Origin of the sequence: Magnetospirillum sp. LM-5 (assembly GCF_902729445.1) — a bacterium.
Classification (GTDB): Bacteria; Pseudomonadota; Alphaproteobacteria; order Rhodospirillales; family Magnetospirillaceae; genus Magnetospirillum.
In genome coordinates, this window is record NZ_CACVCE010000030.1 from 1 (window position 1) to 26,602 (window position 26,602).

The 26,602-nt window shown below is 66.4% G+C and carries 22 protein-coding genes and 2 tRNA genes; 8 read left to right on the top strand and 16 right to left on the bottom strand.

Going from position 1 to position 26,602, the window contains the following annotated elements; genetic code table 11:
* Nucleotides 1-99: 99 nt before the first annotated feature.
* The 4 genes from MTBLM5_RS11495 to MTBLM5_RS11510 all read right to left on the bottom strand — a co-directional run bounded on the left by MTBLM5_RS11495 (nt 100) and on the right by MTBLM5_RS11510 (nt 5,983).
* Entirely contained in the window at nt 100-2,751 is a 2,652-nt protein-coding gene (locus tag MTBLM5_RS11495; protein ID WP_173976258.1) for a valine--tRNA ligase, read from the bottom strand.
* 104 nt (nt 2,752-2,855) lie between these two features.
* Nucleotides 2,856-3,518: a DUF2497 domain-containing protein gene (locus MTBLM5_RS11500; RefSeq protein WP_173976259.1), complete on the bottom strand. Its 663-nt coding sequence runs from the start codon at nt 3,516-3,518 to the stop codon at nt 2,856-2,858.
* A gap of 126 nt (nt 3,519-3,644) precedes the next feature.
* Nucleotides 3,645-5,033 carry a TolC family outer membrane protein gene (locus MTBLM5_RS11505; protein ID WP_173976260.1) on the bottom strand — a complete coding sequence of 463 codons (1,389 nt, stop codon included), beginning with the start codon at nt 5,031-5,033 and terminating at the stop codon, nt 3,645-3,647.
* Nucleotides 5,034-5,329: 296 nt separating this feature from the next.
* Nucleotides 5,330-5,983, bottom strand: a complete 654-nt coding sequence (locus MTBLM5_RS11510; RefSeq protein ID WP_173976261.1) for a protein-L-isoaspartate O-methyltransferase — start codon at nt 5,981-5,983, stop codon at nt 5,330-5,332.
* A gap of 213 nt (nt 5,984-6,196) precedes the next feature.
* Between MTBLM5_RS11510 and MTBLM5_RS11515 the strand changes: the two genes are divergently transcribed.
* The 4 genes from MTBLM5_RS11515 to MTBLM5_RS11530 all read left to right on the top strand — a co-directional run bounded on the left by MTBLM5_RS11515 (nt 6,197) and on the right by MTBLM5_RS11530 (nt 9,592).
* A tRNA-Cys gene (locus MTBLM5_RS11515) sits at nt 6,197-6,270 on the top strand.
* Nucleotides 6,271-6,320: 50 nt separating this feature from the next.
* Nucleotides 6,321-6,395 (top strand) — tRNA-Asn (locus MTBLM5_RS11520).
* A 115-nt stretch (nt 6,396-6,510) separates the two neighbouring features.
* On the top strand, nt 6,511-7,872 hold the full coding sequence (locus tag MTBLM5_RS11525; protein WP_173976262.1) for a hypothetical protein: 1,362 nt from the start codon (nt 6,511-6,513) through the stop codon (nt 7,870-7,872).
* Nucleotides 7,873-7,966: 94 nt separating this feature from the next.
* The gene (locus MTBLM5_RS11530; protein WP_173976263.1) at nt 7,967-9,592 is read left to right on the top strand and encodes a tetratricopeptide repeat-containing serine protease family protein; all 1,626 of its coding nucleotides are present in this window, start codon (nt 7,967-7,969) and stop codon (nt 9,590-9,592) included.
* Here MTBLM5_RS11530 and MTBLM5_RS11535 read toward each other — a convergent pair whose 3' ends face one another.
* Entirely contained in the window at nt 9,593-10,045 is a 453-nt protein-coding gene (locus tag MTBLM5_RS11535) for a hypothetical protein (RefSeq protein WP_173976264.1), read from the bottom strand.
* A gap of 62 nt (nt 10,046-10,107) precedes the next feature.
* On the bottom strand, nt 10,108-11,319 hold the full coding sequence (locus MTBLM5_RS11540; RefSeq protein ID WP_173976265.1) for an NnrS family protein: 1,212 nt from the start codon (nt 11,317-11,319) through the stop codon (nt 10,108-10,110).
* Between the two features lie 182 nt (nt 11,320-11,501).
* Here MTBLM5_RS11540 and MTBLM5_RS11545 point away from each other — a divergent pair, with 182 nt between their 5' ends.
* Nucleotides 11,502-12,509, top strand: a complete 1,008-nt coding sequence (locus tag MTBLM5_RS11545; protein WP_173976266.1) for a CorA family divalent cation transporter — start codon at nt 11,502-11,504, stop codon at nt 12,507-12,509.
* A gap of 87 nt (nt 12,510-12,596) precedes the next feature.
* Here the strand turns inward: MTBLM5_RS11545 and MTBLM5_RS11550 are convergent, their stop codons facing one another.
* Nucleotides 12,597-13,598, bottom strand: coding sequence for a class 1 fructose-bisphosphatase (locus MTBLM5_RS11550; protein ID WP_173976267.1), 1,002 nt, complete (start codon nt 13,596-13,598; stop codon nt 12,597-12,599).
* Nucleotides 13,599-13,715: 117 nt separating this feature from the next.
* Between MTBLM5_RS11550 and hybE the strand changes: the two genes are divergently transcribed.
* On the top strand, nt 13,716-14,171 hold the full coding sequence (gene hybE, locus MTBLM5_RS11555; protein WP_173976268.1) for a [NiFe]-hydrogenase assembly chaperone HybE: 456 nt from the start codon (nt 13,716-13,718) through the stop codon (nt 14,169-14,171).
* Between the two features lie 25 nt (nt 14,172-14,196).
* Here the strand turns inward: hybE and MTBLM5_RS11560 are convergent, their stop codons facing one another.
* Nucleotides 14,197-16,059, bottom strand: coding sequence for a 4Fe-4S dicluster domain-containing protein (locus tag MTBLM5_RS11560; protein WP_173976269.1), 1,863 nt, complete (start codon nt 16,057-16,059; stop codon nt 14,197-14,199).
* A 71-nt stretch (nt 16,060-16,130) separates the two neighbouring features.
* On the opposite strand from MTBLM5_RS11560, the gene mobA reads away from it, so the two are divergent.
* Nucleotides 16,131-16,715: a molybdenum cofactor guanylyltransferase MobA gene (mobA, locus tag MTBLM5_RS11565; RefSeq protein WP_173976270.1), complete on the top strand. Its 585-nt coding sequence runs from the start codon at nt 16,131-16,133 to the stop codon at nt 16,713-16,715.
* On the opposite strand, the gene MTBLM5_RS11570 is transcribed toward mobA, so the two are convergent.
* Both MTBLM5_RS11570 and MTBLM5_RS11575 read right to left on the bottom strand, forming a co-directional pair.
* Entirely contained in the window at nt 16,705-17,139 is a 435-nt protein-coding gene (locus MTBLM5_RS11570) for a DUF6691 family protein (RefSeq protein WP_173976271.1), read from the bottom strand. The two genes, mobA and MTBLM5_RS11570, sit on opposite strands and share 11 nt — an antisense overlap.
* 2 nt (nt 17,140-17,141) lie before the next feature.
* Nucleotides 17,142-17,576 (bottom strand): YeeE/YedE family protein, encoded by a 435-nt coding sequence (locus MTBLM5_RS11575; protein WP_254431009.1) that lies wholly within the window; start codon nt 17,574-17,576, stop codon nt 17,142-17,144.
* A 124-nt stretch (nt 17,577-17,700) separates the two neighbouring features.
* Here MTBLM5_RS11575 and rimO point away from each other — a divergent pair, with 124 nt between their 5' ends.
* On the top strand, nt 17,701-19,038 hold the full coding sequence (gene rimO, locus MTBLM5_RS11580) for a 30S ribosomal protein S12 methylthiotransferase RimO (protein WP_371814016.1): 1,338 nt from the start codon (nt 17,701-17,703) through the stop codon (nt 19,036-19,038).
* A 1-nt stretch (nt 19,039) separates the two neighbouring features.
* Here the strand turns inward: rimO and MTBLM5_RS11585 are convergent, their stop codons facing one another.
* The 6 genes from MTBLM5_RS11585 to MTBLM5_RS11610 all read right to left on the bottom strand — a co-directional run.
* Nucleotides 19,040-19,435, bottom strand: coding sequence for a response regulator (locus MTBLM5_RS11585; protein WP_173976274.1), 396 nt, complete (start codon nt 19,433-19,435; stop codon nt 19,040-19,042).
* A gap of 5 nt (nt 19,436-19,440) precedes the next feature.
* Nucleotides 19,441-21,486, bottom strand: coding sequence for an MASE3 domain-containing protein (locus MTBLM5_RS11590; RefSeq protein ID WP_173976275.1), 2,046 nt, complete (start codon nt 21,484-21,486; stop codon nt 19,441-19,443).
* On the bottom strand, nt 21,483-22,547 hold the full coding sequence (locus tag MTBLM5_RS11595; protein WP_256367174.1) for a ParA family protein: 1,065 nt from the start codon (nt 22,545-22,547) through the stop codon (nt 21,483-21,485). The genes MTBLM5_RS11590 and MTBLM5_RS11595 overlap by 4 nt, the downstream gene beginning before the upstream one ends.
* Nucleotides 22,544-23,944: a choline/ethanolamine kinase family protein gene (locus MTBLM5_RS11600; RefSeq protein ID WP_173976277.1), complete on the bottom strand. Its 1,401-nt coding sequence runs from the start codon at nt 23,942-23,944 to the stop codon at nt 22,544-22,546. Before MTBLM5_RS11600 ends, MTBLM5_RS11595 begins: the two co-directional genes overlap by 4 nt.
* Nucleotides 23,941-25,497 carry a GlcNAc-transferase family protein gene (locus tag MTBLM5_RS11605; RefSeq protein ID WP_173976278.1) on the bottom strand — a complete coding sequence of 519 codons (1,557 nt, stop codon included), beginning with the start codon at nt 25,495-25,497 and terminating at the stop codon, nt 23,941-23,943. Before MTBLM5_RS11605 ends, MTBLM5_RS11600 begins: the two co-directional genes overlap by 4 nt.
* Nucleotides 25,498-25,569: 72 nt before the next feature.
* Nucleotides 25,570-26,602, bottom strand: a 1,033-nt coding sequence (locus tag MTBLM5_RS11610; protein ID WP_217425018.1) for a hypothetical protein, incomplete at its 5' end; no start/stop codon positions are given.

Here is a 26,602-nt window from a genome sequence, read left to right on the forward strand (position 1 = left end):
GGGGCTTGACCCGGCCATCCACGCGTTGCCGTTTGGAACTATGCCGACGGAACCATGGATGCCCGGATCAAGTCCGGGCATGACGAAAACAAGTCAGGCCTAAGCCCCGCTCAGGCAGGCGATCGCTTCTTGCAGCTTGGCCTTGGCGGCCAGCCATTCCTCGCGGCGCTCGCGGTTTTCCTCGACCACCTCGGGGGCGGCCTTGGCGACGAAGTCGGGATTGCCCAGCTTGCGATCGACCTTGACCACTTCCGCCTCGACGCGGACCAGTTCCTTTTCCAGGCGGGCCCGTTCCTTGTCGATGTCGATGATACCGGCCAGCGGCATGATCAAGGTGGCGCCATCGACCACCATCTGTACCGCGCCGTCGGCCAGAACCGCCACCGAGCGGGCGGCCGCGGCCTCCCACTCGACCACGTCCAGGCGGGCCATGCGCAGGATCAGATCCTGGTGGGTGCGACCCCATTCCAGGGTCCGCGCGTCCAGGCCGCTGGTCAAAAGCTCCATCTTGGCCGAGGCCGGCACGTTCATTTCCGACCGCACGCCGCGGATGGTCGAGATGACCCGGACCACCCAATCCATCTCCTGCTCGGCCGCCGGGTTGGCGACGCCGTCAAGGCGGGGCCAGTCGCGCAGCATCAGCTGATCGGTGCGCCCGCCCAGCTTGCCCCACAGCTCTTCGGTGATGAAGGGCATGAAGGGATGCAAGATGTGCAAGATCACGTCCAGCACCCAGGCGGTGGCGGCGCGGGTCTCGGCCTTGGCGGCTTCGTCGGTGCCGCTGAAGATCGGCTTGGCGAATTCCAGATGCCAGTCGCAGAAGGTGCCCCAGACGAATTGATAAGCCGCGTTGGCGGCGGCGTCGAAACGATAGCCGGCCAGGGCCACGGCCACCTTGTCGGCGGTCTCGGCCGCCTTGCCGACGATCCACCGGCTGACCGTGCCGGTCACCTTGGTCGGATCGAAGCCATCGACGGGCGCGCATTCGTTCATCTGGCAGAAGCGCGCGGCGTTCCACAGCTTGGTGGCGAAGTTGCGATAGCCCTCGACCCGGCTTTCCGCCAGCTTGATGTCGCGCCCCTGCGCCGCCAGGGCGGTCAGGGTGAAGCGTAGCGCGTCGCAGCCATATTTGTCGATCAGGTCCAGGGGGTCGATGATGTTGCCCTTGGACTTCGACATCTTCTGGCCCTTCTCGTCGCGGACCAGGGCGTGGATGTAGATTTCCTTGAACGGCACCTCACCCATGAAATGGATGCCCATCATCATCATGCGGGCGACCCAGAAGAAGATGATGTCGAAGCCGGTGACCAGGACGTCGGTGGTGTAATAGCGCGCCAGTTCCGGCGTCTGTTCCGGCCAGCCCAGCGTCGAGAACGGCCACAGCGCCGAACTGAACCAGGTATCCAGAACGTCGGTGTCGCGGGTCAGCGGCACGCCAGGACCGGCCGCAGCCTGCGCCGCCTCCTCGGTCTCCTCGACAAAGATCTCGCCGTTCGGCCCGTACCAGGCCGGAACCTGATGGCCCCACCAGATCTGGCGCGAGATGCACCACGGCTGGATGTTGCGCATCCATTCGTAATAGGTGTTTTCCCAATGCTTGGGCACGAACCGGGTCTTGCCGGTCTCGACCGCTTCCAGCGCCGGCTTGGCCAGGGTGGCGGCATCGACGAACCATTGATCGGTCAGCCACGGCTCGATCACCACGCCGGAGCGGTCGCCATAGGGGACCATGTGGACGTGGTTGTCGATCTTGTCCAGCAGGCCCAGTTCCTCGATCTCGGCCACCACCAGCTTGCGGGCGTCATAGCGGTCCAGACCCTGGAAGCGCTCGGGCACCTCGCCGGTCAGTTTGGCGTCGCGATCCAGGATGTTGATCATCGGCAGGTCGTGGCGCTTGCCGACCTCGAAATCGTTGAAATCGTGGGCGGGCGTGATCTTGACCGCACCGGTGCCCTTGGTCGGGTCGGAATATTCGTCGGCGACGATGGGAATCAGGCGGCCGACGATGGGCAGGCGCACCAGCTTGCCGACCAGATGGGTGTAACGCTCGTCCTCGGGATGCACCGCGACGGCGGTGTCGCCCAGCATGGTCTCGGGCCGGGTGGTCGCCACGGTGATGAAGGTGTCTTCCATCCCCTCGACCGGATAGCGGAAGTGCCACATATGGCCCTTCACTTCCCGCTGCTCGACTTCCAGGTCGGAAATGGCGGTGTGCAGCTTGGGGTCCCAATTGACCAGGCGCTTGTCGCGGTAGATCAGGCCCTGCTTGTAAAGGGTGACGAAGACCTTGCGCACCGCTTCCGACAGACCCTCGTCCATGGTGAAGCGTTCGCGCGCCCAATCGGGCGAGGCGCCCAGGCGGCGCAGCTGGCGGGTGATGGTGCCGCCCGATTCGGCCTTCCATTCCCACACCCGCTCGATGAACTTGTCGCGGCCCAGATCGTGGCGGGTGATCTTTTGCGCTTCCAACTGGCGTTCGACCACCATCTGGGTGGCGATGCCGGCATGGTCGGTGCCCGGCTGCCACAGCGCGTCGCGCCCGGCCATGCGGTTGTAGCGGATCAACACGTCTTGCAGCGTGAAGGTCAGCGCGTGGCCCATGTGCAGGCTGCCGGTAACGTTCGGCGGCGGCATCATGATGGTATAGGGGACCTTGTTGGAATCCGGCCGGGCGGCGAAGGCGCCCGACTGTTCCCAGCGGCCGTAATGGTGGGATTCGACGTCCCCGGGGCGATAGGTCTTGTCCAGCATGACCAGGGCTGTTCCTGTTGCTTGATCGATGAACGAAGGGCGGGAAAGGAAAGGCGGCCCGGAGAGCCCCGAGCCGCCTGTTTGAAATCTCGGGCCGGCGGAGATTATAGATTCTCGGCGCGGTTTACCATCTTCTCGATTTCCTGCTTCACGATCCGCTCGATCATGTAGGGCAGGTTGTCGTCGAGCCATTCCTTGAGGATCGGCTTCAGCAATTCGCGCACCATGTCTTCCAGGGTGATGCCGCCATTGCCCAGCCCGATGCCGCGATGGCGGACGATTTCGCGGGCCAGGTCCGACAGCAGCGAGGTGGAATGACGGGCCACCGGTTCCGAGATCAGCGGCTCGGCCGGCGATTCGATCGGCGGCATGCGCCGGATCGGCATCGGCTCGGGTTCGGGCTCGGGCTCGAAATCGAACTCGCCGACGTCGGGCTTGAATTCGTTGATGTCGAAAGCCGGCCCACCGTCGTCGAGCACCATGTCGTCGGTCAGCTCGAGGACATCTTCCTCTTCCTCGGGCTCGGGTTCGAACACCGGCTCCGGCTCGAAGACGGGTTCCGGCTCGGGCTCGGGCTCGGGCTCGGGTTCTGGCGCGGGCGCCGGCGCCGCCTGGGCGAACAGGGCGTCGATGTCGTCCTGCGGCAGCGGAGCGGGTTCCGGCTCGGGCTCGGGCTCGGGCGGCGGCTCCGCGACCGGAGTGGCGCTTTTATCCTCGGCCTCGTCTTCCGACAGGATGCGTCGGATCGAGGCAAGGATATCCTCCATTGAAGGTTCCTGTTGTGCCTTGTCGTCACTCATAGCTCGACTATCCGATGCTCCCCCGGCGTCCTATGTAGGACATCATGCCGCACGACCTAGAACAAATCATTAAGAAGATTGCGGCCCCCGCCGTCAATCCTCGTACTTCTCGTTGATTCCCGAACCGATCCACTGATAACGAACGTCGTCGAAGTTCTTGCGCGGATCATATGTTTCGACATTCAACGCCAAACCTGTGGCAGTCATTTCGCCCAGCGCCGACTTCAAGGTGAAGGCCGACACCATCTGGTCGCGCTGCGCCTTGACCAGGTTGACACGGGCCAGGAACAATTCCTGTTCGGCGTCCAACACGTCCAGCACGGTGCGCGAACCGACCTTGGCTTCTTCCTCGACGCCAGCCAGGGCCAGCTCGGAGGCGCGGATCTGCGCCTCGATCGACGAGATGCGGGCCCGGGTCGATTGCAGGTCTTCCCAGCCCTTGGTGGCGGATTCCAGGGCGTCGCGACGGGCCTGGTCGGCCTCGATCTTGCGCCGGCCATAGGTGTGCTTGCTTTCGCGCAGCGCCGAATAATACTGACCACCCTCGTAGAGCGGCACCGACAGCTTGACGGTCGCTTCGGCGGTTTCCAACTCGCTGCCCTGGCTGGAGGTCGACAGCTTGCGGCTCAGTTCGCCGTTCAAGGTCACCGACGGCAGCAGGTCGCCGCGCGCCAGGTCGATTCCTTCCTTGGCCGACTGGGCCGTCCAGTCCGAATAGATCACCAGCGGGTTCTTGGCCAAAGCCGTCGCCTTGATCTCGTCGAAGCTGGCGGGAACCGCGGCCGGGGCCTTCGGGGCCTGCGGCGATTCCGGCGAACGGCCGATCAGGGTGATGAACTTGGCGCGGGAATTCTGCACCGCACCCTCGGCGGCGGCGCGCTCGGCGACGGCGCCCGACAGGCGGGCCTCGGCCTGACTGACGTCGGTCCGGGTGATCTCGCCGACGCGGAAGCGTTCCTGCGCCGCTTCCAGCTGACGGCGCAGCACCTGCTCGTTGTTGATGTTGAGCTTCAGGACCGATTCGTCACGCACCACATCCAGGAACGCGGTGGCCGCGTTCAGCAAGATGGTCTGTTCCTTGGACTGCAGGTCGGCACGGCCGGCCAGCACGTTGGCCTCGGCCTGGCGGGTGCCGGCGACGGTCTTGCCGCCGCGATACAGGTACTGGGTGACGGTCAGCGTCTTGTCGTCCGAGGTCCGGCCCTGCTCGCGGCCCTGGGCCGACGAGCCGGTGTAGGAATTGGATTCATACTTGCCGCGCCCGTATTCGTCGGTGAAGGTCACGGTCGGCCGCCACTTGGACAGCGCCTGCGGCACTTCTTCGTCGGTGGCGCGCAACTGGGCGCGCCGGGCCAGCAAGGTCGGGTTGGTGGCATAGGCGATCGCAAGGACCTCTTCCAAGGTCTCGGCAGCGGCCGGCTGGGCGCCCAGCGCCACCAATCCAGCCATCGCGACACCCGCCATCCAAAAGCTTTTTTTCATACCGCACCTTCCTGCAAGGCTCGAGACCGTCCTAATTCGTCCAGACGAAAGAGACAACGGGACCTTCTCCCCCACCGCCCGCACATCGATAACGATCCACCCATATCCACGCTTCAGCGCAGCAATTGTTGCGGATCAGAAACATCGCCGCAATCGACCGCGTGCGCTGGAGCCTCGGCAGAAACCGGGCTGGGCCGACTAGGCCAATTAATCACCAAGGTTATTTACGAAGTCTTAAACGCACGATGCCGAAGCGCCATTTTCCTGGATAGTTTCGGTTTCGGAAGTTCCTTCACCTAGAACCGAAAGGCGGGCCTGGCGGCCGGCATCGGCAGGCGGGCGGTGGTGCCGTCGAACACCACGCGGCTGCCCCAACTGTCCCCCACCCGCACCAGCACGGTGCCGCGCCCGATTCCCTTGCCGTCATCGACCACGCCGACCAGGCGGCCGCCGTCGGCCAGCTGGCGACGCAGTTCGACCGGAATTTCGGACAGGGCACCGGACAGGAAGATCACGTCGAACGGCGCCTGGGCGGGATAGCCGCCGACATAGGGACCCTGGACCACCGCAGCGTTATCGACCCCCAACGAGGTCAAGGTCTGGCCCGAACGGGCGACCATTTCGGGATCGGCCTCGATCGAGACCACGGTCTGGGCCAGCCGGGCCAGGACGGCGGTGACGTAGCCGGTGCAATCACCGATATTCAAGACCACGTCGCTGTCCTTGATGCCGGCGGCTTCCAGCAATTTGGCCAGGATCAGGGGCTTCATCACCACCCGGCCGGCGCCGACATCCAGGTCCTCGTCGACATAGGCGAAGGCGCGCATCGGCTTCGAAACGAACATCTCGCGCGGGACGGCGCCCAGCGCCCGGACGATCCTGGGCTCGATTACCCGGTTGGTGCGAATCTGGCTTTCGACCATATTGAAGCGGGCGGCGGCGAAATCCATTGAGGTCCCTCGTGATGTCTGGTGACGGGGCGCCGCCCTGAAAGCGGGCGCTGCCTGCCTTATACCGCCGGAAAATGGCCGACTCAAACCCTTTCCCAAGAAGTGTCGAAAGCCCATAAACATCGGCTTGACCAGTCCGACCAACCCGCGTATAAGCACGGTCCTCACGTCGGGCACCGGTCGCTTTCAAGCCTCTGGCCCGGTCTGACGGAGGGCCGGGTGGCAGAGTGGTGATGCAGCGGACTGCAAATCCGCGTACGTCGGTTCAATTCCGGCCCCGGCCTCCAGTGCTCGTGAGAACAGTTTTCAGTGGGTCCCTACCGCGACGACCCCCTGATCCGGAGTAGCTCAGCGGTAGAGCAGCCGGCTGTTAACCGGCTGGTCGGGGGTTCGAATCCCTCCTCCGGAGCCAATTGGGGCCGGTCGTCCACAAGACGACCGGCCCTTTCGCTTTCATCCACCCTTGTCTTTTCGAAGAACCCGTCCGACAGTGCCGACGGGACTCTCTGGGCAGGATTTCTGTGTCCGTGACTGCAACACCGGCCATCCACTCGCCACGGCTCGATCGCGCGCTGGCCCGCGTTTTGCCGTCGGCCCAGCCGGGAAGCATGCGCAAGTGGGAACGGGTGCTGGGCCCGACCCTGTGGCCGCATCTTGTCGCCGCTCTGGATGTGCCCGCCGCCGATGGCGAGGCCTGGCGGCGTCTGGCCGGGCAGCTGGGCCAGGCCAATCTTCCCCGCTCGGCCCTGGTGGCCTTGTTCCTGGCCCGCCAGGCGACCACCGACCGCTTCGTGCTGGGCGACCTTTATTGCGAGGAAGGCATGTGGTGGCGGGCGCTGGGGCTGCCCGACGCCCCCCGGCTCCGGGTGGCCCGCCGGCTTTATTCCGAACCCGACGCCACCGAAACGGTCGAGGAAAGCAGCGACGACGGCCTGACCACGCTGACCCGCCGCAACGCCCCCGACCGCTTCGACGAATATTGCCACGCCTGCGCAACGGACGAGTTTCCGCCATGGATCGACGAGGCCCGCACCGTCGATCTGGACGCGGTGGACACCCCGATCGGCGCCGCCGAGGACCTGTCCTTCCTGGTCCTCAAGGGCGGCCAGGTGGCGATGCGGGTCGATGCCTGGGTGCGCGGCAACGCCTCGGTTCAGTTCGGCGGCGTGCCGGTGATCCTTTCGGCCCGGGGCGCGCGCCCCGATGACCGATTGGCCGCGCTTGCCATCAATCATCTGCGCTATCTGACCATTTGGTCCGGCGCCGATCTGGTGATGGTCGAGACCGCGGCCGACCTGGACCTGGAGCCCGAGCCGCTGCGGCGCTGGATCGACAGCCACCGCACCTGGTCGCGCCGGGTGGATTATGTCCAGATCGACCTGGCCCGGCCCGAGGAAGCGATCTTCGCCGATTTCCGCGAGACCCATCGCCAGGACACCAAGCGCGGCCTGCGCCAGATGGACATTCGCGCCTGGACGCCCGACGACCGGGCGTTGATCGAGGATTACCTGCACCTCAAGGCGATGATCGGCCGGTTTTCCTTCGATACCGTCGACACGATCCGCGACAGCCTGGCCGCCGGGCGGAGCCATCTGTGGGTCGGCTATGACGGAGCGACGCCGATCTCGGCGGTGCTGACCACCGACCACGGCACCACCACCATCTACAGCTCCAGCGTCTCGGCCCCGGGCAACCGCCGGCCGCTCAGCCACGCCCTGGTCTGGACCGCCATTCTGGACGCCAAGGCCCGCGGCCAGAAGCTGTTCGACATGGCGCCCCTGCAGATCGACCCCGCCTTCGGCACCAAGCATGCCGGCATCGCCCTGTTCAAGCGCGGCTTCGCCCGCACCCAGCTCGAGCGGAGCTGGCATGCCGTCCAGGTCCGCTAGGCCCCGTCATCGGCCCGTTTGTGCATTCATCCTTCGGTGATTATAGTTGTTCCAAGCCCGACACCATTCCTTGCGCTGTTCGAAGGACCCATCCATGAAACGCCTGCTGATCCCCGCCCTGCTGGCCCTGGCCGTCGCCGCCAGCCCCGCTCAAGCCGGCTGGGACGAGGCCAAGGCGGCCTTCTCGCGCCAGGACTGGCCGGTGGCGCTGCGCGAATTGCAGCCCCTGGCGCAAAGCGGCCATGTCGAGGCCCAGGCCCGGCTGGGCTATATGCTGCTGAACGGCATCGGCGTCGCCCGCAACGAGGCCGAGGCGGTCCGCCTGCTGAGCATCGCCGCCGACAAGAACGATCCGCTGGCCCAGTTCGCCATGGGCACCGCCTATTTCGCCGGCAAGGGCGTCACCGCCGACCGTGACCGTGCCCTGATCATGTTCCTGCGCGCCGCCGACCAGAACCAGCCCAACGCGCTGAACAATCTGGGCCAGATCCACTTTCAAGGCGTCGGCGTGCCGAAGGACGAGGCCAAGGGCCTGACCTATCTGCGCCGCGCCGCCGACCAGGGCATTCCCGCCAGTTGGGAAACCATCGGCATCGCCTATTGGTTCGGGCGCGGCGTGCCCCAGAACCCCGCCGAGGCGGTCCCGTGGCTGAAGAAAGCCGCGGAAAAGGGCCTGATGACCGCCCAGAACCTGTACGGCGCCGCCTTGTGGAACGGCAACGGCACCGCCAAGAACCAGACCGAGGCGGTCAAGTGGTTCGAACGCGCCGGCAATCAGGGTGACGGATCGTCGCTGTTCAATGTCGGCCAGGCCTATCTGAACGGCGTCGGCGTGCCGCGCGACATCGAGAAGGGCTATTACTATCTGAGCCTGGCGGCGCGCCAGGCCAAGCCGCAGGACATCGCCCGCTTCGCTGAGGCCCGCGACAAGGCCAAGGCCAGCACCAACCCCGACCAGGAACAGCGGGCCAACGCCCGGGCCGCCCAGTGGAAGCCCGGTCGGGACGGCGGCGGCGAAGCCGTGTCAGGCCCGCAATCGGCGACAGCCGGCGGCCAGACAGCCCTGCCAGCGGCACCGGAACGCCCGAAGGTGTCGTCGGGCTCGGGCTTCGCCGTCAATGCCGATGGCATCGTCTTGACCAATTCCCATGTGGTGAAGAGTTGCCGCAACATCCACGTCACCATCGGCGACACCGGCCGGGCCGAGGCCGCCGTCCTGGTCGCCCGCGACGAAGCCAATGACCTGGCCGCCTTGAAGACGTCGCTGCGCCCCGCCGACATCGCCCGCTTCCGCGAGGACAAGCCGATCCGCTCGGGCGACCAGGTGGTGGTGGTGGGCTTCCCGCTATCGGCGCTGCTGTCGCGAGAGCCCAACATCACCGACGGCGTCATCAGCGCCCTGGCCGGCATCCGGGGCGACAAGCGCCATTACCAACTGACCGCGCCGATCCAGCCGGGCAATTCCGGCGGCCCGGTGGTCGATATGAGCGGATCGGTGGTCGGCGTGGTGGTGTCGAAGCTGAACGCCTCGCGCGTGGCCGAGCGCACCGGCGACATCCCGCAGAACGTCAATTTCGCCATCAAGTCGGAGCTGGCCCGCAAGTTCCTGACCGACAATTTCCTGCCCTATTCGACGGCGCCGGCCACCCCGACCATGTCGGCGGCCGATGTCGGCGACAAGATCCGCAAGGTCACCGCCTTCATCGAATGCGATGGGTGATCAGCGTCCTGGGGCGTCGCGGGTCCGAAGCTTGACCGGTCGCGGCCGGTCGGGCGTCAGGGTGTAATCCACCTCTTCGGCATAGGCCTTGCCGGCGCCCCGGCTTTCATCGACCAGCGCGCCGAGCACGGCAATGCCGCCGGTCGCCACCATGAAGGCGGAATTGCCCCAGATCCAGCCGTCGGCCGAGGCGGTCAGGGTGTGCGCGGTCTGGCGAAACCCCGGAGCCTGGCACATCACCGCCACCGGCGAGGCGCGGTTGGGAATGGAGATCGCCGCCGGCGTCTCGATGGTGGCTTCAAAGCCGCCCATCCCCTTCAGTTCGCAGCGGGCCTTGTCGGGATTGGTGCGGATCTGCACCGTCGAATCGGTCGATCCCACCACCGAGGCGCACGCGCCCAGCAGTCCGATCGCCGCCAACACGGCGCCTCGCTTCACCCAAAAACCGATCATGACCCCCCCGATGCAGGCGTTCCCCCAATATTTCATCGGGGGACCGCCCAGCGCAAGCGGCATCAACCGGGGCGGCCATCGGCGCGCGGCCGGGTGACGATGGGGAAATAGACCACGACGAACAATCCCCAGGCCAAGGTCCACAGGGTGCCGCCGGCATGGGTCAGCCCCATCTGGGCGCCGCCGGCCAAGGGAGCCGCCACCCGCGCCAAGGTCCCGAGCGACAAGAGCACATAGGCCGCCACCGTCCAGGGAGAAACTTCCAGCATGCGGCCGGCATGGCCCAGGGCGGCCCGGCTCATCACGCCCAGAACCATGGTCCCGACCGCGCCCGCGGTCAGGGCGTGCACGGCGGCACTGGGCGGCAGGGCCGGCACGAAGCTCGACAATCCCAACAAGGCCAGGCCGATCACCAGCCACAAATAGCCCAGATGCAGCACCCACAGGATCGGGTTGGTCAGGGTCTTGTGGCCGTACCAGCGCGACAGGCGCAGGCCGTTGATGGAAGCCGCCGCCAGCAAGGCCATTCCGGCGGCCGGCGAGGTCGGGGCCAGGGCGGCCAGGACAATGCCCACCAGCACCGAGAGTGCGGCGCCGCCCTTCTCGATCCAGCCGATCGGCTGGATTTCCACCGGCTGGCCGTTCATGCGCAGCCAATTCATGGTGAAGGACGGCACGATCCGGCCGCCGACGACGACGATCATCACCAGCACCAGGCCGATCCCCAGCCACAGGGCGGCCAATCCGTCGCCCAGGCCAAGGACGATGTCGGCATGGATGGCCAGGTCCGACAGCCACAGGGCGGCCAGGATGAACAGGAACGAGATGTTGCGCCACTTGCCGGCGGCCACCAGCGGGCGACCGACCAGCAGCCCCAGCAGCGGCAGATAGGCAAGATCGATGACGGCCACCAGCGCCGACGGCAGCAGGCCGGCCAGGGCAAAGCCGACCCGACCGGCCAGCCACAAGGCGAACAGGACCATCAGCGGCCGACCCTCGACATGGTGGCTGTTGGTCCAGTTGGGCACCGCCGTCAGCAGAAAGCCGCCGATGGCGGCACCGGCGAAGCCGTACAGCATTTCATGGCCGTGCCACAGCGAGGGCGCATAGGCGATGCCCAGATCCAGCCCGCCGGCATAGACCACCAGCCACACAGGCAGCATCAGCAGCGGCACCAGGCCGGCCGACAGGAAGAACGGACGAAAGCCGGCGGCGAAGAACACCGACCCGCCGGTGGGGCGCAGACGGGGTTCCTGCAGCGGAATGGTGGCCATATGACGGTTCCTCCTGGGTTCGATCCGTGGGCCGAAGTGTCGGATTTGGCTTGCCGACTGGCCTTGACGGGTGTCAAGCGCTAGGATCGGGTCGGAACGCGCGATTCGACAAATGAGTGGCCTGCTTATCCCCGGAATTCGCCATGCGAATTTCGGGGGCAGGACACTAAAGGGGGAAGGTGATGCCTGTCGCCGTCGATATCCAGACCGGAGTGCAGCCGGGACTGAGATTTGCCGCCCTGCTGGACCGCAAGGGCGGCTGCCGCGACCTTGACTGGGAGGGCGTGCGCGCCTGGCGCCCGGCCGACGGCTTCTTGTGGATCCATCTGGAACGCGACGATCCCACCGCCGCAGCCTGGCTGCGGGGCGAAAGCCGGGTCGATCCGCTGGCGGCGCTGGCCCTGCTGGCCGAGGAATCCCGCCCGCGTGTCGAGGATGTCGATGATTCGTTGCTGGTGGTGTTGCGCGGCGTCAACGTCGATGACAGCACCGGCGAGACCGAGATGGTGCCGATCCACATCTGGGCCGAGCCCGACCGCCTGATCTCGCTGCGCGACAAGGACCATCAGCTGAACGCGCTGAGAAACATCCGCCTGGCTTTGCTGACCGGCAAGGGGCCACGGACCCCCGGCGGCCTGTTGGCCCAGATCGCCGAACGCATCGTCGAGCATCTGGAACTGCTGCTGGACGGACTCGAGGATCAGGTCGGCGAATTGGAAGAGGATTCGCTGGAAAACGTCGATGGCGCCGAAACCCGCGCCCGCCTGGCCTCGGTGCGGCGCCAGACCATCAAGCTCAGGCGCTATCTGGGGCCGCAGCGCGACGCCCTTTACCGCATCCAGCACGACGATGCCAGCTGGCTGTCGGACGAGGCCAAGCTGCGCCTGCGCGAGGTCAACGACAAGGTGATCCGCCATATCGAGGATCTGGACGCCCTGCGCGACCGCGCCACCATCCTGCACGAGGATCTGTCGGCGCAGATTTCCGAACGGATCGCGGTCAGTTCCAACCGTTTCACCGCCCTGGCCGCCCTGTTGCTGCCGCCCAGCCTGGTGGCCGGCCTGCTGGGTGCCAATGTCGGCGGCATCCCCGGCAGCGACAATCCCGTGGCCTTCTGGGAAGTGTGCCTGGTGGTCGCCACCATGCTGCCGGCCCTGTGGATGCTGCTGCGCCGCCTGCGCTGGCTGTAGCGCGATCCCGGTTTGGTTGGAATCGCGCCAAGCCCGCGTGGCGTTTGAACGGCCCCGGGACGGGGCGCCAAAGGCAAGGCTCGAGGCTTAACCCTTGTGGTAGCTCTCGATCAGTTCGACCTCGTTCTTCGAGCCCAGGATCACCGCGATCCGCTGGTGCAGGTCGGTGGGCTGGACCTCCATGATGCGCTCGGTGCCGGTAGTGGCGGCGCCGCCGGCCTGCTCGATGATGAAGGCCATCGGGTTGGCCTCGTACATCAGGCGCAGCTTGCCGCCCTTCTTGGCGTTCTCGGCATCCTTGGGGTACATGAACACGCCGCCGCGCACCAGGATGCGGTGCACCTCGGCCACCATCGAGGCGACCCAGCGCATGTTGAAATCCTTGCCCCGAGGCCCTTCCTTGCCGGCCAGGCATTCATCGACATAGCGCTTGACCGGCGGCTCCCAGAAGCGCGCGCGCGAGGCGTTGATGGCGAATTCCTTGGTGTCGGCCGGGATGGTCATGTTCGGATGGGTCAGGAAGAACATGCCGACGTCGCGGTCCAGCGTGAAGCCGTGCACGCCCGAGCCGGTGGTCAGCACCAGCATGGTCGACGAGCCGTACAGGGCATAGCCGGCGCAGACCTGCTGCACGCCGGGCTGCAGGAAGGCGTCGGCCTTGCTGGCGTCGGCGCCCTCGGGCAGGCGCAGGATCGAGAAGATCGAGCCGACCGAGATGTTGACGTCGATGTTGGACGAGCCGTCCAGCGGATCGAACAGCAGCAGATAGCGGCCCTCGGCGGTGCCGTGCACGGCGTGGACGTCTTCCAGCTCTTCCGAGGCCATGGCGGCATAGTTGCCGCCCAGCGCGTTCATGTGCAGGAAGATGTCGTTGGCCAGAACATCCAGCTTCTTTTGCTCTTCGCCCTGGACGTTCTCGCTGCCGGCGACGCCGTGATTGCCGACCAGCGCGCCGCGATTGACCTCGTGCGAGACCATCTTGCAAGCGGTCAGAATGTCGGTCATCAGCGCGGTGAACACGCCGGACCGGCCAAGGCGACGCTGCTCCTGCAGCAGGAAGTGCGTCAGGGTGATCCGCTTGTAGGGCATGGTTCCTCCATTTATCAGCATTTTTGAATGTAGGTGCTGTTCTTGGACGTTGGTATTCCTTTTGCGCGTCGGATGCAACCCGCTACACTGGTTACCCGTTAGCGTAGGGAGACCTTGATGTTCGAGCCGCTTTACCCCGATGACGCCGCCCGCGTAGGCCAGTTGGCGCGGGTTTTCACCACCATCGGCGACGAGCGGATGAAGGAGATCGGTCTTTACAATCACGCTTTGTCGGTCGAGCCGGTGGGCTTTCGCCGCTGGGAGGATTGGGTCGCCGGCATCCTGGTGACGCCGTGGTTCATGAACCTGATCCTGCTGCCGACCAACGAGGCGCAGATGAAGGGCGACGTCACCGGCACCAAGCGCCGCATCGACATGCCGTGCGGCGAGGTGACCTTCAATATCGGCGAGGTCGAGGAGGTCGGCCCCTATCTGGCCTCGTCTCTTTATTCGCCCATGGGCCGCTTCGACGTCCACGCCGTGGCGGTGACCACCGCCTGGGCCGCCGTCGAGAAGTTCTTCAAGGTCCCCGAGGTCGAAGAGCCCGAACACGGCGACAGGAAGTGTTCATAGGAATCCGGCCGGTAGCCGGCCGCAATCACCGCTTCCCGCGACAATCCTCGCAGGTCCGGATCAGGTCCAGCTTGCCCGGCTGATCGAACATCGAATGGCCGGTCAGGCGCTCGACCATCCGCTCGATCGAGAATTTGGGCGCGAAGGGCCGGCCGCACGTCAGGCAAAGGGCCGGCTCGTCCTGCTTCAACAGGGCCAGGTCGGGCGCGCTCCAATCCAGCCGCGCCACCAGGCCGACCGCCTTTTCCGGACAGGCGACGCGGCACAGGCCGCATTGGGTGCAGGCACTTTCGCGGACCTGCAAGGTCAGATCGCGCAGATTGCCGATGATCGCCTTCGACGGACACACCACCGCGCAGGCCATGCACAGCGTGCAGCGCCCAATGTCCACCGCGATGGTGCCGAACGGATCGCCCGCCCCCAACGCCACGTCGTCAACCGCGGTTGACGAGGCCGCGCGCAGATGATCCAGCGCCTGGCGCATCACCGACCGCTTGGCCCCGGGCCGGATATCGGCGGGCGGGCACGGCGCCGAAAGATGATCGGGCCAGACCAGCAGATCGGGATCGACGCCCTGGATGACGCGGATGCGGGCCGGGCCGCCCAGCCCCGTCAATGCACGGTTGACAAATTCGGCCGCGCCGACCAAAGCCCCATGGTCGCCGGGATCGGCCAGCACCGTCACCTCGGCCGCACCCAGGGCCAGGGCGGCCAGCATCAGATCGGGGCCGACCGAATCGACGGCCGACACCGACAGCGGCAGCACCCGGGCCGGCAAGCCGTCGCCATGGCGGGCCAGGGCCGAGAGCGGCGCCATGGACGGCCCATGGATCAGCAGCACCGGATCGGTGCCGCCGCCGGCCTGAAAGACCGACAACAGCGTGCGTACCCGTTCCAGCGGATCGCGATGGAACCGGATCGCCCCGGTCGGGCAGACGGTGGCGCAGCCGCCATGGCCCGAACAGGCATGGGCATCGACAACGACCGCATCGCCCTTGGCCACCAGCGCACCGCTGGGACAGACGTCCAGGCAGCGGGTGCAGCCGACCTGGCCATTGCGGGCATGGGCGCACAGGGCGGCATCGATTGTGACGTAACGCGGCTTCTCGAACTCGCCCAGCAGATCGTGGGCGGCCTGGACGGCCCGCTCGACCGCCAGGGCCGAGCGCGGATCGGCGATGATCCAGCCGTCGCGGGCGCGGACCAGCGGATTGTCGCCGCTTAGATCCACCACCACGTCGGCCTGCAGCAGCGAGCGGCCGGAATGGGCCGGCTCGAATTCCAGATGGCGCCGCGACGACGGCTTGGCCGCCGCCAGTTCCTCGACGGTCAGGGTCCAGTTGCCCAGGCCGCCGGCCGCCACCACCGCCCTGCCCCGCCACAGGGTGAAGCCCCGTTCGTCGGGCGGGGTCAGCGGCTCCGCCTGCGGCGCCAGCAGCAATTGGACGGCGCGGTCGGCCGCCAAACGCCGGGCCACGTCAAGCGCCTGGTCGCAGGCCCCCAGGACCAGGATGCGGCCGGCCGAATTCAACAACACGCTGTCGCCCCCGGGCTTCGGCCCCATGGAATCGGCCAGCAGGGCGGCCATCTTGGCGGCGGCCTGGTCAGCCTGGATCGACCAGCCGGCGCGGTCGCGGATATCGACGCACAGCGGCGCCTCCATCTCGACATCCTGGGCCAGTTCCCGAAATAACGGCGCTTCCTGACCGCAGGCGACCACGACCGGCCCGCAGGCGACCGCCTGACGAAAAACCGACAATTCCGACCGGCACAGCTGGCGATGGACCGGGCCGGGCTCGCCCCCCAGGGCGGCGGCGATGGCTGTCGCATCCACCGCCATGGTCTCTTCGCACGAGCACAGCAACACGTTCCGCCCGCCGACCTTCATGACAGCCCTCTTCACAGACACACTCGGGTCTTGCACTGTAGCGTCCGGACCGCATCGCCTGAAAGGACTTCATGATCGCCGGACTGATCCTGGCCGGAGGTTTGGGCCGCCGCCTGGGCGGCACCGACAAGCCGCTGATCGACATCGGCGGCCGGACCCTGCTGGCGCACGTTGTCGGCCGCCTGGGTCCGCAGGTGGAGCGCCTGGTCCTCAACGCCAACGGCGACCCGGCCCGCTTCGCCGCATTCGGCTTGCCGGTGGTCGCCGACGACATCGAAGGTTTCGCCGGGCCGCTGGCCGGCATCCTGGCCGGGCTGGATTGGGCGGCAGCAAAAGGATTCACCCATCTGGTCACCGTCGCCGGCGACAATCCGCTGATCCCGGCCGATCTGGTGGAACGGCTGGCGGCGGCCAGCCCGGTCCTCGCAGTCGCCGCCTCGGGCGGGCGGCGCCACCCGACCTGCGGCCGATGGGATGTGTCCTTGGCGGCCCGGTTGCGCCGCGCGGTGGCTGAAGACGGCGAGCGCCGCCTGAACGGGCTGACCACCGCCTGGGGAGCTGTTCAGGTCGATTGGCCCGATCAGCCGGTCGATCCCTTTTTCAACGTCAACACCGCCGACGACATCGCCCGGCTGACGAAGATTCTTACGCCCTGACCCGCTGGTCGCGGGCCAGCTCCACCATGCGCCAGGCCAGCATGCCGCCCAGCATGGCGGATGCGAAGGCCGCCGCCTCGACCATGCCGCCGGCCGCCGCCACGAAGGCCGGCCCCGGGCAATAGCCGGCCAGGCCCCAGCCCAGCCCGAAGATGGCCGAACCGGTGATCAGGCGGGAATCGATCCGGGTGCCGCCGGGCAATTGATAGGTAGCGGCGCACAAGGGGCCGGACCGCTTCAGGCAATAGCGATAGCCCAGGAAGGTCACCGACAGGCCGCCGGCCATCACCAGCGCCAAAGTCGGGTTCCAGGTGCCGAAAACATCGAAGAAGCCGATGACGTTGGCCGGATCGGCCATCCCCGAGACGATCAGGCCGACACCGAACAACAGGCCGGCAATATAGGAAGACAGGCCTTGCCGCATGATCAGAACCCCAAAGACAGCAGATGACGGGTGACGAAGACGGTGATGGCGCACACCGCCATGAAGGTGATTACGGCGGCCATCGAGCGCTTCGACAGGCGCGACAGCCCGCAGATGCCGTGGCCCGAGGTGCAGCCATTGCCCATGCGGCTGCCAAAGCCGACCAGGAAGCCGGCCACCAGCAGCACCGGCAAGGCCACCCCCGCCCCGGCCAGCGACAGCTTGCCCATCAGGCCCAGCGCCGCACCGGGCGTCACCATGCCGGCGATGAAGGCCAGCCGCCAACGGGTCTGTTCCGAGCCGGGCTCGCCGACCACGCCGCCGACGATCCCGGAAACCCCCAGAATCCGGCCGTTGGTCAACATCAGCACCACCGCACCGGCCCCGATCAGCAATCCGCCCACCAGCGCCGTCACCGCATTGAAATCCGAAATCACCGCAACCCCCGATTTTGCGTAGCAACATTCCAACATACTAATTTACCAAGAATTGCGAATCGTCAAGCCTCGATTGCGCATGCCCCCATGCGCAAACCTTGCTTTGACCGGCCAGAAGCGCTACTTGAAGCCCGATTCGCGAAGGAGAACGGCCATTCCCAAGATCGGTATCGTCAGCCTGGGCTGCGCCAAGGCGTTGGTGGATTCGGAACGCATCCTGACCCGGCTGCGGGCCGAGGGCTACGACATCTCGGGCACCTATGACGGCGCCGACGCGGTCATCGTCAATACCTGCGGCTTCCTGGACTCGGCCAGGGCCGAATCGCTGGAAGCCATCGGCGAGGCCCTGGCCGAGAACGGCAAGGTCATCGTCACCGGCTGCATGGGGGTGGACGAGGCGACCATTCGCGCCACCCATCCCAGCGTGCTGGCGGTGACCGGCCCGCATCAGTACCAGCAGGTGGTCAACGCCGTCCATGCGGTGGCGCCGCCGGTGGCCGACCCGCTGATGAGCCTGGTGCCGCCGGAAGGCCTGCACCTGACGCCGCACCATTACGCCTACTTGAAGATTTCCGAGGGCTGCAACCATCGCTGCAGCTTCTGCATCATTCCCGGCATCCGCGGCGATCTGGTCAGCCGCCCGATCGACGACGTGCTGCAGGAAGCCGAGCGTCTGGCCCTGGCCGGCGTGCGCGAGCTTTTTGTGATCAGCCAGGATACCGGCGCCTACGGCCAGGACATCCGCCACGCCGAGGCGCTGTGGCGCGGCCGTCCGGTCAAGGCCCGCATGACCGAGCTGGCCGGCGCGCTGGGCGAATTGGGGATGTGGGTGCGCCTGCATTACGTCTATCCCTATCCCCATGTGGACGAGGTCATCCCCTTGATGGCCGAGGGCAAGATCCTTCCCTATCTCGACATCCCGTTCCAGCACGCCTCGCCCAAGGTGCTGCGCGCCATGCGCCGCCCGGCCGACCACGAGAGATTGCTGGAACGCATTCGCGGCTGGCGTCAGGTCTGCCCCGATCTGGCCATCCGCTCGACCTTCATCGTCGGCTTCCCCGGCGAGACCGACGAGGATTTCGAGCAGCTTCTGGCCTGGCTGGAGGAAGCCCGCATCGACCGCGTCGGCTGCTTCAAGTACGAGAACGTCAAGGGCGCGCCGTCGAACGCGCTTGCCGACCATGTCGAGGAAGAGGTCAAGGAAGAGCGCTACAACCGCCTGATGGAAGTGGCCCGCCAGGTTTCCGACGAAATGTCGCAGGCCAAGATCGGCAAGGTCATCGAGGTGATCGTCGACGAGGTCGACGACGAAGGCGCCTTCGCGCGATCCAAGGCCGACAGCCCCGAGGTTGACGGCAACGTCTTCCTGAACGGCGAGACCGACCTGGAACCCGGTGACATCGTCCGCGTCGAGATCGACCATGCGGAAGATTTCGACCTGTGGGGGGATGTGGTCGAATAGCTTATCCGAACACCCGGAATTCGCCCGCGCCGGCCATGCCCCATTGGATTGCGGCCAGAAAGGTCTCGACGCCGCAGGGCTTCGACACCAGACCGGCGAAACCGGCCTGCTCCAGCGCGCCGGCCAGGCCTTCGCGGCGGATGGCGGTCAGGGCCAGGATCGGCACCCGGGCCAATTCGGGGCGAGACCTCAATTCCCGGGCCACCTCCTGGCCCGAGCTGCCGGGCAGGTTGAGGTCCAGCAAGATCAGACCGGGCCGTTCGGCCAGGGCGGTCGGCACCACCTGATCGGCCCGGGCCACCAGCACGGCGCGATAATCGGCCATATCCAGCAATTCGCCGTAAAGCTCGAGGTTGACGGCGTTGTCGTCAACGATCAGGACGGCGGGAACGGTCATCGCGATCAGGCCTTCGACACGGACAGCAATTCCGCCAGCGTAGCCCAGAACCGGGGAATATCCAGCGGTTTGGTGAGATAGGCGTCGAAACCGGCCTGTTCGGCCCGCCTTTGCGCGGTGACGCTGGCATTGGCGGTCAGCGCGATCACCGGGACCGGTCGCGCCGCTTCTTCGGCCTTCAGCGCCGCCAGCGCGGCGAAGCCGTCCATGCCCGGCAGGTTCAGGTCCAAGACGATGATGTCGGGCCGGTCGCGCAGCGCCAGTTCCAGCCCCAATTCGGCGGTGTGGGCCGAAACCAGCCGGGCGCGGGCGACATCGGCCAGGATTTCCTGCATCAGGTGCAGGTTGGCCGGATTGTCCTCGATATACAGCAAGGTGAAGGGCTGGCCGATGTCCGCCGACACCGGCGATGACGGGCTGGCCTCGTCGGCCGGGGCGGCCAGATCGCCGGCCGCCGGCACCTCGACCCAGAACGATGCCCCCTCGCCCATCACCGAGCTGAAATCGATCCGTCCGTCCATCGCCTCGATCAAGCGACGGGTGATGGTCAGGCCGATGCCGGTTCCCTCGACCTCGCTCAATTCGGCGCCCAGGCGGCTGAACGGCTGGAACAGCTCGGACCGGTGACTTTCGGGAATGCCGGGGCCGGTATCGGTGACGACGAAGCGCACATAACCGGGTGCGCCCGGCGCGACCGACAAGGTGACCGTGCCTTGCGGCCGGTTGTACTTCACCGCGTTCGACATCAGGTTCAGCAGCACCTGCTTGAAGCGGGTATAGTCGATCAGCACGGCGCGATGATCCTGGACCTGCCAGTCGCCGACCGTCACCCCCGATCGTTGGGCCGAGGCCCGCGCCAGGGCCAGGCATTCGTCGAGCAGGGCCGCCGGAGCCACCGGCTCGACCGACAAAGACAGCTTGCCGGCCTCGATCCGCGCCAGATCCAGGACCTCGCTGATCAGATCCAACAGATGCTGGCCGCCCTTGACGATGTGGTCCAGTTGGCGGCTTTGCTTTTCGGTCAGCGGGCCGGATCGCCCGGTCTGCAGCAATTGCGCGAAGCCCAGGACGGCGTTCAGCGGCGTGCGCAGTTCGTGGCTCATCGACGACAGGAAATCGGACTTGGCCTGGTTGGCGCGGTCGGCCGCCGCCACCGCGTCACGCAACTCGGCGGTCCGCTGCGACACCCGCTCTTCCAGCTGGGCATGGCTTTGTTCCAGCAATTTGCGCGAATCGCTCAGCTGTTCATAGGGCTCGTGGATGGTGCCGATGAACAGGCCCTGATACAGCAGGCCATAGCCCACCACCACGTAAAGGTGGCCGATCTGGTTGTAGATGTCGAAAGGGTTGGTATAGAGCACGAAAAAGGCGCCCGACAACCCCATCACCCACGAGCCGCCCGCCAGCCAATGGCGATGGCTGATGGTGCGACGACGCCAGAACAAGATGGCGGCGACCAGGAACATGACCGACAGGCCGATTTCCACCACCACCTTCAAGGGCGTCAAGCCCTGACCGGGGATGAAGGTCCGGGGCAGCTTGTCCTGATGCCACAACACCCCCCAGATCACCAGGGCGACGAAGGCCAGGGCGAAGGCCAGCAGCCAGCGGTGCCAGCGCGCCCAGCGAAACGGCCGCCACGGCATCAAGGCGGCCGAGATCAGGCCGACCACCGCCAGGAAACGCATCGACAGCCAGAAGGCGATGCCCTTTTCCGGCCCGCTGGGGGTGATGAAAGTCGGCATGCCGGTATAGGACATGCTGTGGCAGACGGTCAGCGCCGCCACCCCCAGGAAACTGACCGCCAGGACGGTGAAGTTGCCGGGGCGGTCGTAGCGGTGGGCGTGCCAGCCGATGCCGAAGATCAGCATGGCCACCACCGCCGAGAAGGTCTCGATCGCCTGATGGGCGGCCAGGTAATCGTCGAGCTGGCGAAACAAGGTGATCTGCGGCAGCACCGGCATCGCCGCGAACAACACCGTCAGGACCATGGCGACGACCAGAGCCGGGCGCCCTTCCTGTCCCGAACCGAGCGCGGCCGGCATCATCATCGCAGCCAGCCTTGCACCATGACGGTGCCGATGGCGCCCATCACCAGCCCCAGCAAGGCCACCAACAGCTGACGGCCGGCCGAACAGCCGGGCGGGGCCGCGTCTTCCTTGGTGAAGATCGGCGGCGGCAAGGGCTGGCCCATTTCGGGGATATTGACCCGCCGGTCCAGCAGCCCCAGATCGCGGGCCTTGACGTTCCAGCCGGCCAGGGCGTTCTCGGCCTCGGCCCTGCTGCGCGGGCTGGCCAAATCCGGCAGATCGGCGGCGGCACCCTTTGCTGCCCGCCACAGGCGGTCCTCGTCGGCCAGCACCAGTTCGGCCAGATCCAGATAGACCCGGGCGCCCGGGCTGTTGGGGGCGAACACCGCCGCCGGCAAGCCATGGCCCGACGCCTCGACGAATACCTTGGGGTCGTGCGGGACGCGTAACGGAAAGACCAGGCTGCCCAATTCCGCCGCCATCACGTCCTCGACGCCCCAATCGGCGTCCTGCTCGGCCAGGGTCAGCAGCACGCCTTGAATGTAAAGGGCCGGGTTGATGGTGGCGGCCAGGCGCTTGACGATCCGCCAGGTGCGCATCAATCCGTCATGGGCGAACGGCGTCGGGTTGGCCGGAACGATCACCGCATGGGCCGAGGCCAGGGCGTTGACCGTCATGGCGCCGATGGCCGGCGGGCAATCGACCAGCACCAGGTCGAAGCTATCGTCGGGCAGGTCGCTGATATGGTCGCGCAGCACATGGCCCTTGCCCATCGAGCCCACCGCCAGTTCGACATCGATGATGCCCAGATCGTCGGTGGCCCCCACCAGGGACACCCCGTCGATCAGGGTCGGGTGGACCACGTCGCTGATTCCGGCCGAGCCGGTGACCAGATTATAGGTGCCTTTGCGCGGCAGTTCCGGGGTGGCGAAGCTGGTGGTGGCGTTGCCCTGGGCATCCATGTCGATGACCAGCACCCGGCGCCCCAGGGCGGCCAGGCACGCCGCCAGGTTGACCACACTGGTCGTCTTGCCCACGCCCCCCTTTGCATTGAACACCGCGATAATCGGTGGGCTGCTCATCCCTGCCCCTTCACGCCAACCAGTCCCCTGGATAAGGTTCCATCGTCTTGCAGCAGACGCACGGTGTCCAGTGCTAGCTTGCCGTGATCGATCCAGCCGGTATCGGCCGGATCGTCGATTCCCATCTGCACCGCCTCGACGATCTCGACATAGCGGGCCATGCATTCCCACAGACGGGCGCGGTGGGCGCGCGGATGATCGGCATGGCCATAGGCGGCGGCCAGGAAATCGTCGCGCAAGGTGCCGGCGCGCGAAATGCGGGCCAGGAAGGCACCGATCTCGCCGTCGGGATCGGCCATCGCCGCCGTCTGCCAGTCGATCATCACCAGGCCGTCACGGGAATCGATGAAATTGCCGATGATCGGGTCGTTGTGACAGGGCGCAAAGCCGGGCGCGGTGGCGGCCAGGGCGGCGCGAATCTCGGCCATGGCGGCCCGCAACGCCGCCAGGTCGGGAACCCAGTCGGGCACCAGTCCCGCCACCCGTTCCTCTCGCCAATCCAGCGGCACCAGCGGGTCGAAGCGGCCCTTGAAGTCCGGGCCGGCATGCAGGCGGCGAAAGAAATCGGCGACCCGGGCCAGAAAGGCCGGATCATTCATGCGACCGCCGGCCTTGCCCGCCACGAACGGCGTGACCAAGGTGCCGTCCGCGATATCCATGTACAGCGGTTCCGGGGCCAGGCCGCGGGCGTGGGCCAGGCGCAGGTTGGCCCGTTCGTCGATATAGGCGTCCCAGCGCTGGCGCGGATACTTGGCCAGACGCAGGACGAAACTGCCCGACGGGCCGTCAACCCGGTAGACGACATTGACATTGCCGCCGGTCAGCCGGGTCAGGCGTACCCGGTCGAACGGCTGGGCGGCCAGCACCGGCACCCGGTACAGGGCGTCGGCCAGGCGCACATCGTCCAGGGCGGCGCCCGGCGGCGGCGGTCGGCGCAGGCTTAAGGCTTGGCCCAGCAGGCTGTCGGGCTCGGGCTCGGCTGGTGTCAGCGCGGCCCAGCGGCGCAGCCACGGCACCGCCTCGGCCCAGCGGCCCAGATCGATCAGCAGCCGGGCCAGGGCGGCGGCGGCAGCCGGGTCGTCGGGATTTTCGGCCGCCGCCAGGGCCAGCGCCTCCAGCCCGGCCTCGACGCGGCCGACGCTCAGGCAGGCCTTGGCCTGCAAGGCCGCCGCGCCGCGGACGTGGGAATCATGGTCCATCAAGTGGTCCAGCACCAGACAGGCGGCACTGACCTCGCCTTGGTCCAGCAGGGCGCGGGCCACCCGCACCGGGATACGCCCCTGAACCGCCAATGCCTTCGCCAGTTCGCCGGCCTGATCCATCCGACCGGCCTGGATCGCCAAGGCGATGCGTTGGGCCAGGCCGGCGGTGTCGGCAGGATTGCTGGCGTCGCTCATGGCAGGTCGGCGATCGCCCACACGCCCAGGGATTTGGTGGTGCCGGCCAGGTCCTCGGACAGCAGGATGCGCGGCGGCGGCAGGTTGAAGGGCGCGGCGGTCAGGTTGGTCGGATACCAGCCGCCGATGCGGATGTCGGAATTGGCGGTGTCGGTAAAGGTGGTGGCCAGCAGATAGGCCGAACCGCTTTGCTTGAAGCGGGCCAGGGCTTCCAGGGTCATGTCGGCCGGCAAATGGGTCAGCACGTCGCGGCACACGATGACATCGCCCTTGGGCAGGACGTCGCGGGTGATGTCGGCCACCGCGAAGGAATGGGACAGGCGCCGGTTATGGCGCTTGCGCATGTCGTTGATCGCCTCGTCGACCAGGTCAAAGCCGAGATACAGCCTGAAATCCTGGCTGATCTGCGAAATCCAGTTGGCGTCGCCGCAGCCGGCGTCGATGACGATGTCGGCGCCCAGGAAGCGCAACAGGTCGGGCAGCTTGCGGCGCAAAGTCTCGGTCTGGGCCAGGGTCGAGCCCCAGCCGCACTTGGTTTCCTTGGCGCCCCAGCCGTTCTGGCGATAGATCTCGCCGAAGGCCTTGCGGGCGCTCTCGCGGCGCTGATCCAGGGTCAGGCCGGCCTCGCGCTGCTCGGCCGTCTTGCCGTCGATCAGCCGGTTCTTGAAGTCCAGGTTGGCGAAAGCCTCGTACTCGGCCAGCGTGCGCGCCGTGCCCAGGCCGTATTTATCCAGCTCGCGGACGACTTCGGGGTCGGAACTGACCTCCATCCCCAACAGGTGGCGGATGCGGCTGAACGACAGGTCGTTCAGATGCTTCCAGTCGAAATCGTCCCAGTGGCGATGGCGGCCGCGGCGGTTGGTGTAATCGTGGAAGGCGATGGTGCGGTTGGGGGCATAGACGTCATAGCCGGCGGTGAACAGACGCACCGCCAGGGTGATCTCCTCGCCGTGGAAGTACAGATAGGGATCGTAGGGAACCTCGGTGATCAGCGAGGACGGGCCGAACAGCAAGCCGCCGGCGATGAAGGGATTGCGCTTGGGCGGCGGCGGGTCCTGGGGCTCGGCCCAGGCGTTGGACCGCAGCTTCAAGACGCCGTGGGCGTCGTATTCGTTGGGAATGATCTCGACCACCGTCGGATCGGCCAGTTGGTCGGGCGGATCATAGCCCGGCGGATAGGACGACAGGATCGGCTTTTCGGACGGACAAAGCGTCAGCATGTCCAGCAGCACTTCGTCCCAATCCTGGATGAAGCGCATGTGGCTGTCGATCTGCAGCGAATATTCCTCGCCGGCCCACAAGGATTGCACCTTCGAGCGCGCCCAGCACGCCCCCAGGCTTTCGTTGGCGTTGACCTCGATCACCCGACACTGCTCGGGCCGGGTCTGGAACAAGAAGCAATCCTCGTCCTCGCCCTTGACGAACTGCCAGCAGATGCCGACGAAGACCCGCTCGGGATGGCGGGCCTTCAGGAACAGGTCGCGGACCGTCCATTGACATTCGGTATCGCGATAAGACGCGATACTGACGAATATCCGCGGGCGCTTGGCCATGCATCCTCCCCACATGAAACGGCTGCCGTCCCCATTGTGTTGGGAACGGCAGCCTTAGTCCACGGACTTCGGTTACCAGCCGATAGAGTCGGGGTTGTTGTCGACGTGCTTTTCCTCGCGGCTCTCGCCGGTATCGGAAGCACTGTCCTTGACCTCGACGTTTTCCTTGACCGGCTTGTTCCAGCCGCCTTCCGCCGACAGTGCGGCATCGCCGTCCAGCACCAGCTGGGTCCAACCGTCCTGGGTCTCGCCGCCGCCGCCAGTGGACTGGGCGTCGCCGAAGGTGAAGGAATCCTGGGCGGCATCCAGACCTTGGCTGGACCCGATGGTCACGCCCAGATTCTGCTCGACGGTAGCGCCAACTTCCGATTCACCCATTTCCATGCCGTCGAAGGCATCGTTGAAGGAATAGGTATCGTCAGCTTTGTCGGCCATCGGAAGGTCGGCCTCGGTAACGCCGTCCTTCAGGATGAACAGCTCGCCCTCGCCCGGACCATATCCATCGACGGCATTGGTGCCGGCCTTGATGGTGATGCCCACCAGTTCGGCGTCGGGATAGTTCTCGGCGACGAACTGTTCCAGCGGCAGCGTATTGGCGTCCTTGATGCCGTCCGCATTGCTGGGGAAGTCCTCGATCTTGATCTTCATGATGTCGTCGCCGTCATCCAGATACAGCACGACATTGGACAGATCGTGATCGAAGGACGGCACGTCGGCCATTTCCTCGGTCTTCGGCTCGTCGGTGACGTCCTGGGGCGGATCGGTGGTGACGGCGGTTTCGGTGGTAGTCACCGCCTCGGTCGAGGTGACCACGACGTCCGAGGTGATGACCACTTCCGAGGTGACGACCATCTGAGTGGTCACCACAGTCTCGGTGGTGTGCACCGCTTCGGTGGTCACGACGGGAGCGCTGGTCACCGGCATGGTCGTCAGGACATGCTCGGTGGTGTGAACAGCCTCGGTGGTGGTGGTGACGGCCTCGGTGGTGGTCGGGGTCGGAGCGCCCGTCGTCGTCGGAGTCGGAGCACCGGTCGTGGTCGGAGTCGGAGCACCGGTCGTCGTCGGGGTCGGAGCGCCCGTCGTCGTCGGGGTCGGAGCCCCCGTC

Bases quoted from the DNA above. Each gene is read 5' to 3' on its own strand.
- MTBLM5_RS11495 (WP_173976258.1), bottom strand. From the start codon at position 2,751: ATGCTGGACAAGACCTATCGCCCCGGGGACGTCGAATCCCACCATTAC.
- MTBLM5_RS11500 (WP_173976259.1), bottom strand. From the start codon at position 3,518: ATGGAGGATATCCTTGCCTCGATCCGACGCATCCTGTCGGAAGACGAG.
- MTBLM5_RS11505 (WP_173976260.1), bottom strand. From the start codon at position 5,033: ATGAAAAAAAGCTTTTGGATGGCGGGTGTCGCGATGGCTGGATTGGTG.
- MTBLM5_RS11510 (WP_173976261.1), bottom strand. From the start codon at position 5,983: ATGGATTTCGCCGCCGCCCGCTTCAATATGGTCGAAAGCCAGATTCGC.
- MTBLM5_RS11530 (WP_173976263.1), top strand. From the start codon at position 7,967: ATGAAACGCCTGCTGATCCCCGCCCTGCTGGCCCTGGCCGTCGCCGCC.
- MTBLM5_RS11535 (WP_173976264.1), bottom strand. From the start codon at position 10,045: ATGATCGGTTTTTGGGTGAAGCGAGGCGCCGTGTTGGCGGCGATCGGA.
- MTBLM5_RS11540 (WP_173976265.1), bottom strand. From the start codon at position 11,319: ATGGCCACCATTCCGCTGCAGGAACCCCGTCTGCGCCCCACCGGCGGG.
- MTBLM5_RS11545 (WP_173976266.1), top strand. From the start codon at position 11,502: ATGCCTGTCGCCGTCGATATCCAGACCGGAGTGCAGCCGGGACTGAGA.
- MTBLM5_RS11550 (WP_173976267.1), bottom strand. From the start codon at position 13,598: ATGCCCTACAAGCGGATCACCCTGACGCACTTCCTGCTGCAGGAGCAG.
- hybE (WP_173976268.1), top strand. From the start codon at position 13,716: ATGTTCGAGCCGCTTTACCCCGATGACGCCGCCCGCGTAGGCCAGTTG.
- MTBLM5_RS11560 (WP_173976269.1), bottom strand. From the start codon at position 16,059: ATGAAGGTCGGCGGGCGGAACGTGTTGCTGTGCTCGTGCGAAGAGACC.
- mobA (WP_173976270.1), top strand. From the start codon at position 16,131: ATGATCGCCGGACTGATCCTGGCCGGAGGTTTGGGCCGCCGCCTGGGC.
- MTBLM5_RS11570 (WP_173976271.1), bottom strand. From the start codon at position 17,139: ATGCGGCAAGGCCTGTCTTCCTATATTGCCGGCCTGTTGTTCGGTGTC.
- MTBLM5_RS11585 (WP_173976274.1), bottom strand. From the start codon at position 19,435: ATGACCGTTCCCGCCGTCCTGATCGTTGACGACAACGCCGTCAACCTC.
- MTBLM5_RS11590 (WP_173976275.1), bottom strand. From the start codon at position 21,486: ATGATGATGCCGGCCGCGCTCGGTTCGGGACAGGAAGGGCGCCCGGCT.
- MTBLM5_RS11595 (WP_256367174.1), bottom strand. From the start codon at position 22,547: ATGAGCAGCCCACCGATTATCGCGGTGTTCAATGCAAAGGGGGGCGTG.
- MTBLM5_RS11600 (WP_173976277.1), bottom strand. From the start codon at position 23,944: ATGAGCGACGCCAGCAATCCTGCCGACACCGCCGGCCTGGCCCAACGC.
- MTBLM5_RS11605 (WP_173976278.1), bottom strand. From the start codon at position 25,497: ATGGCCAAGCGCCCGCGGATATTCGTCAGTATCGCGTCTTATCGCGAT.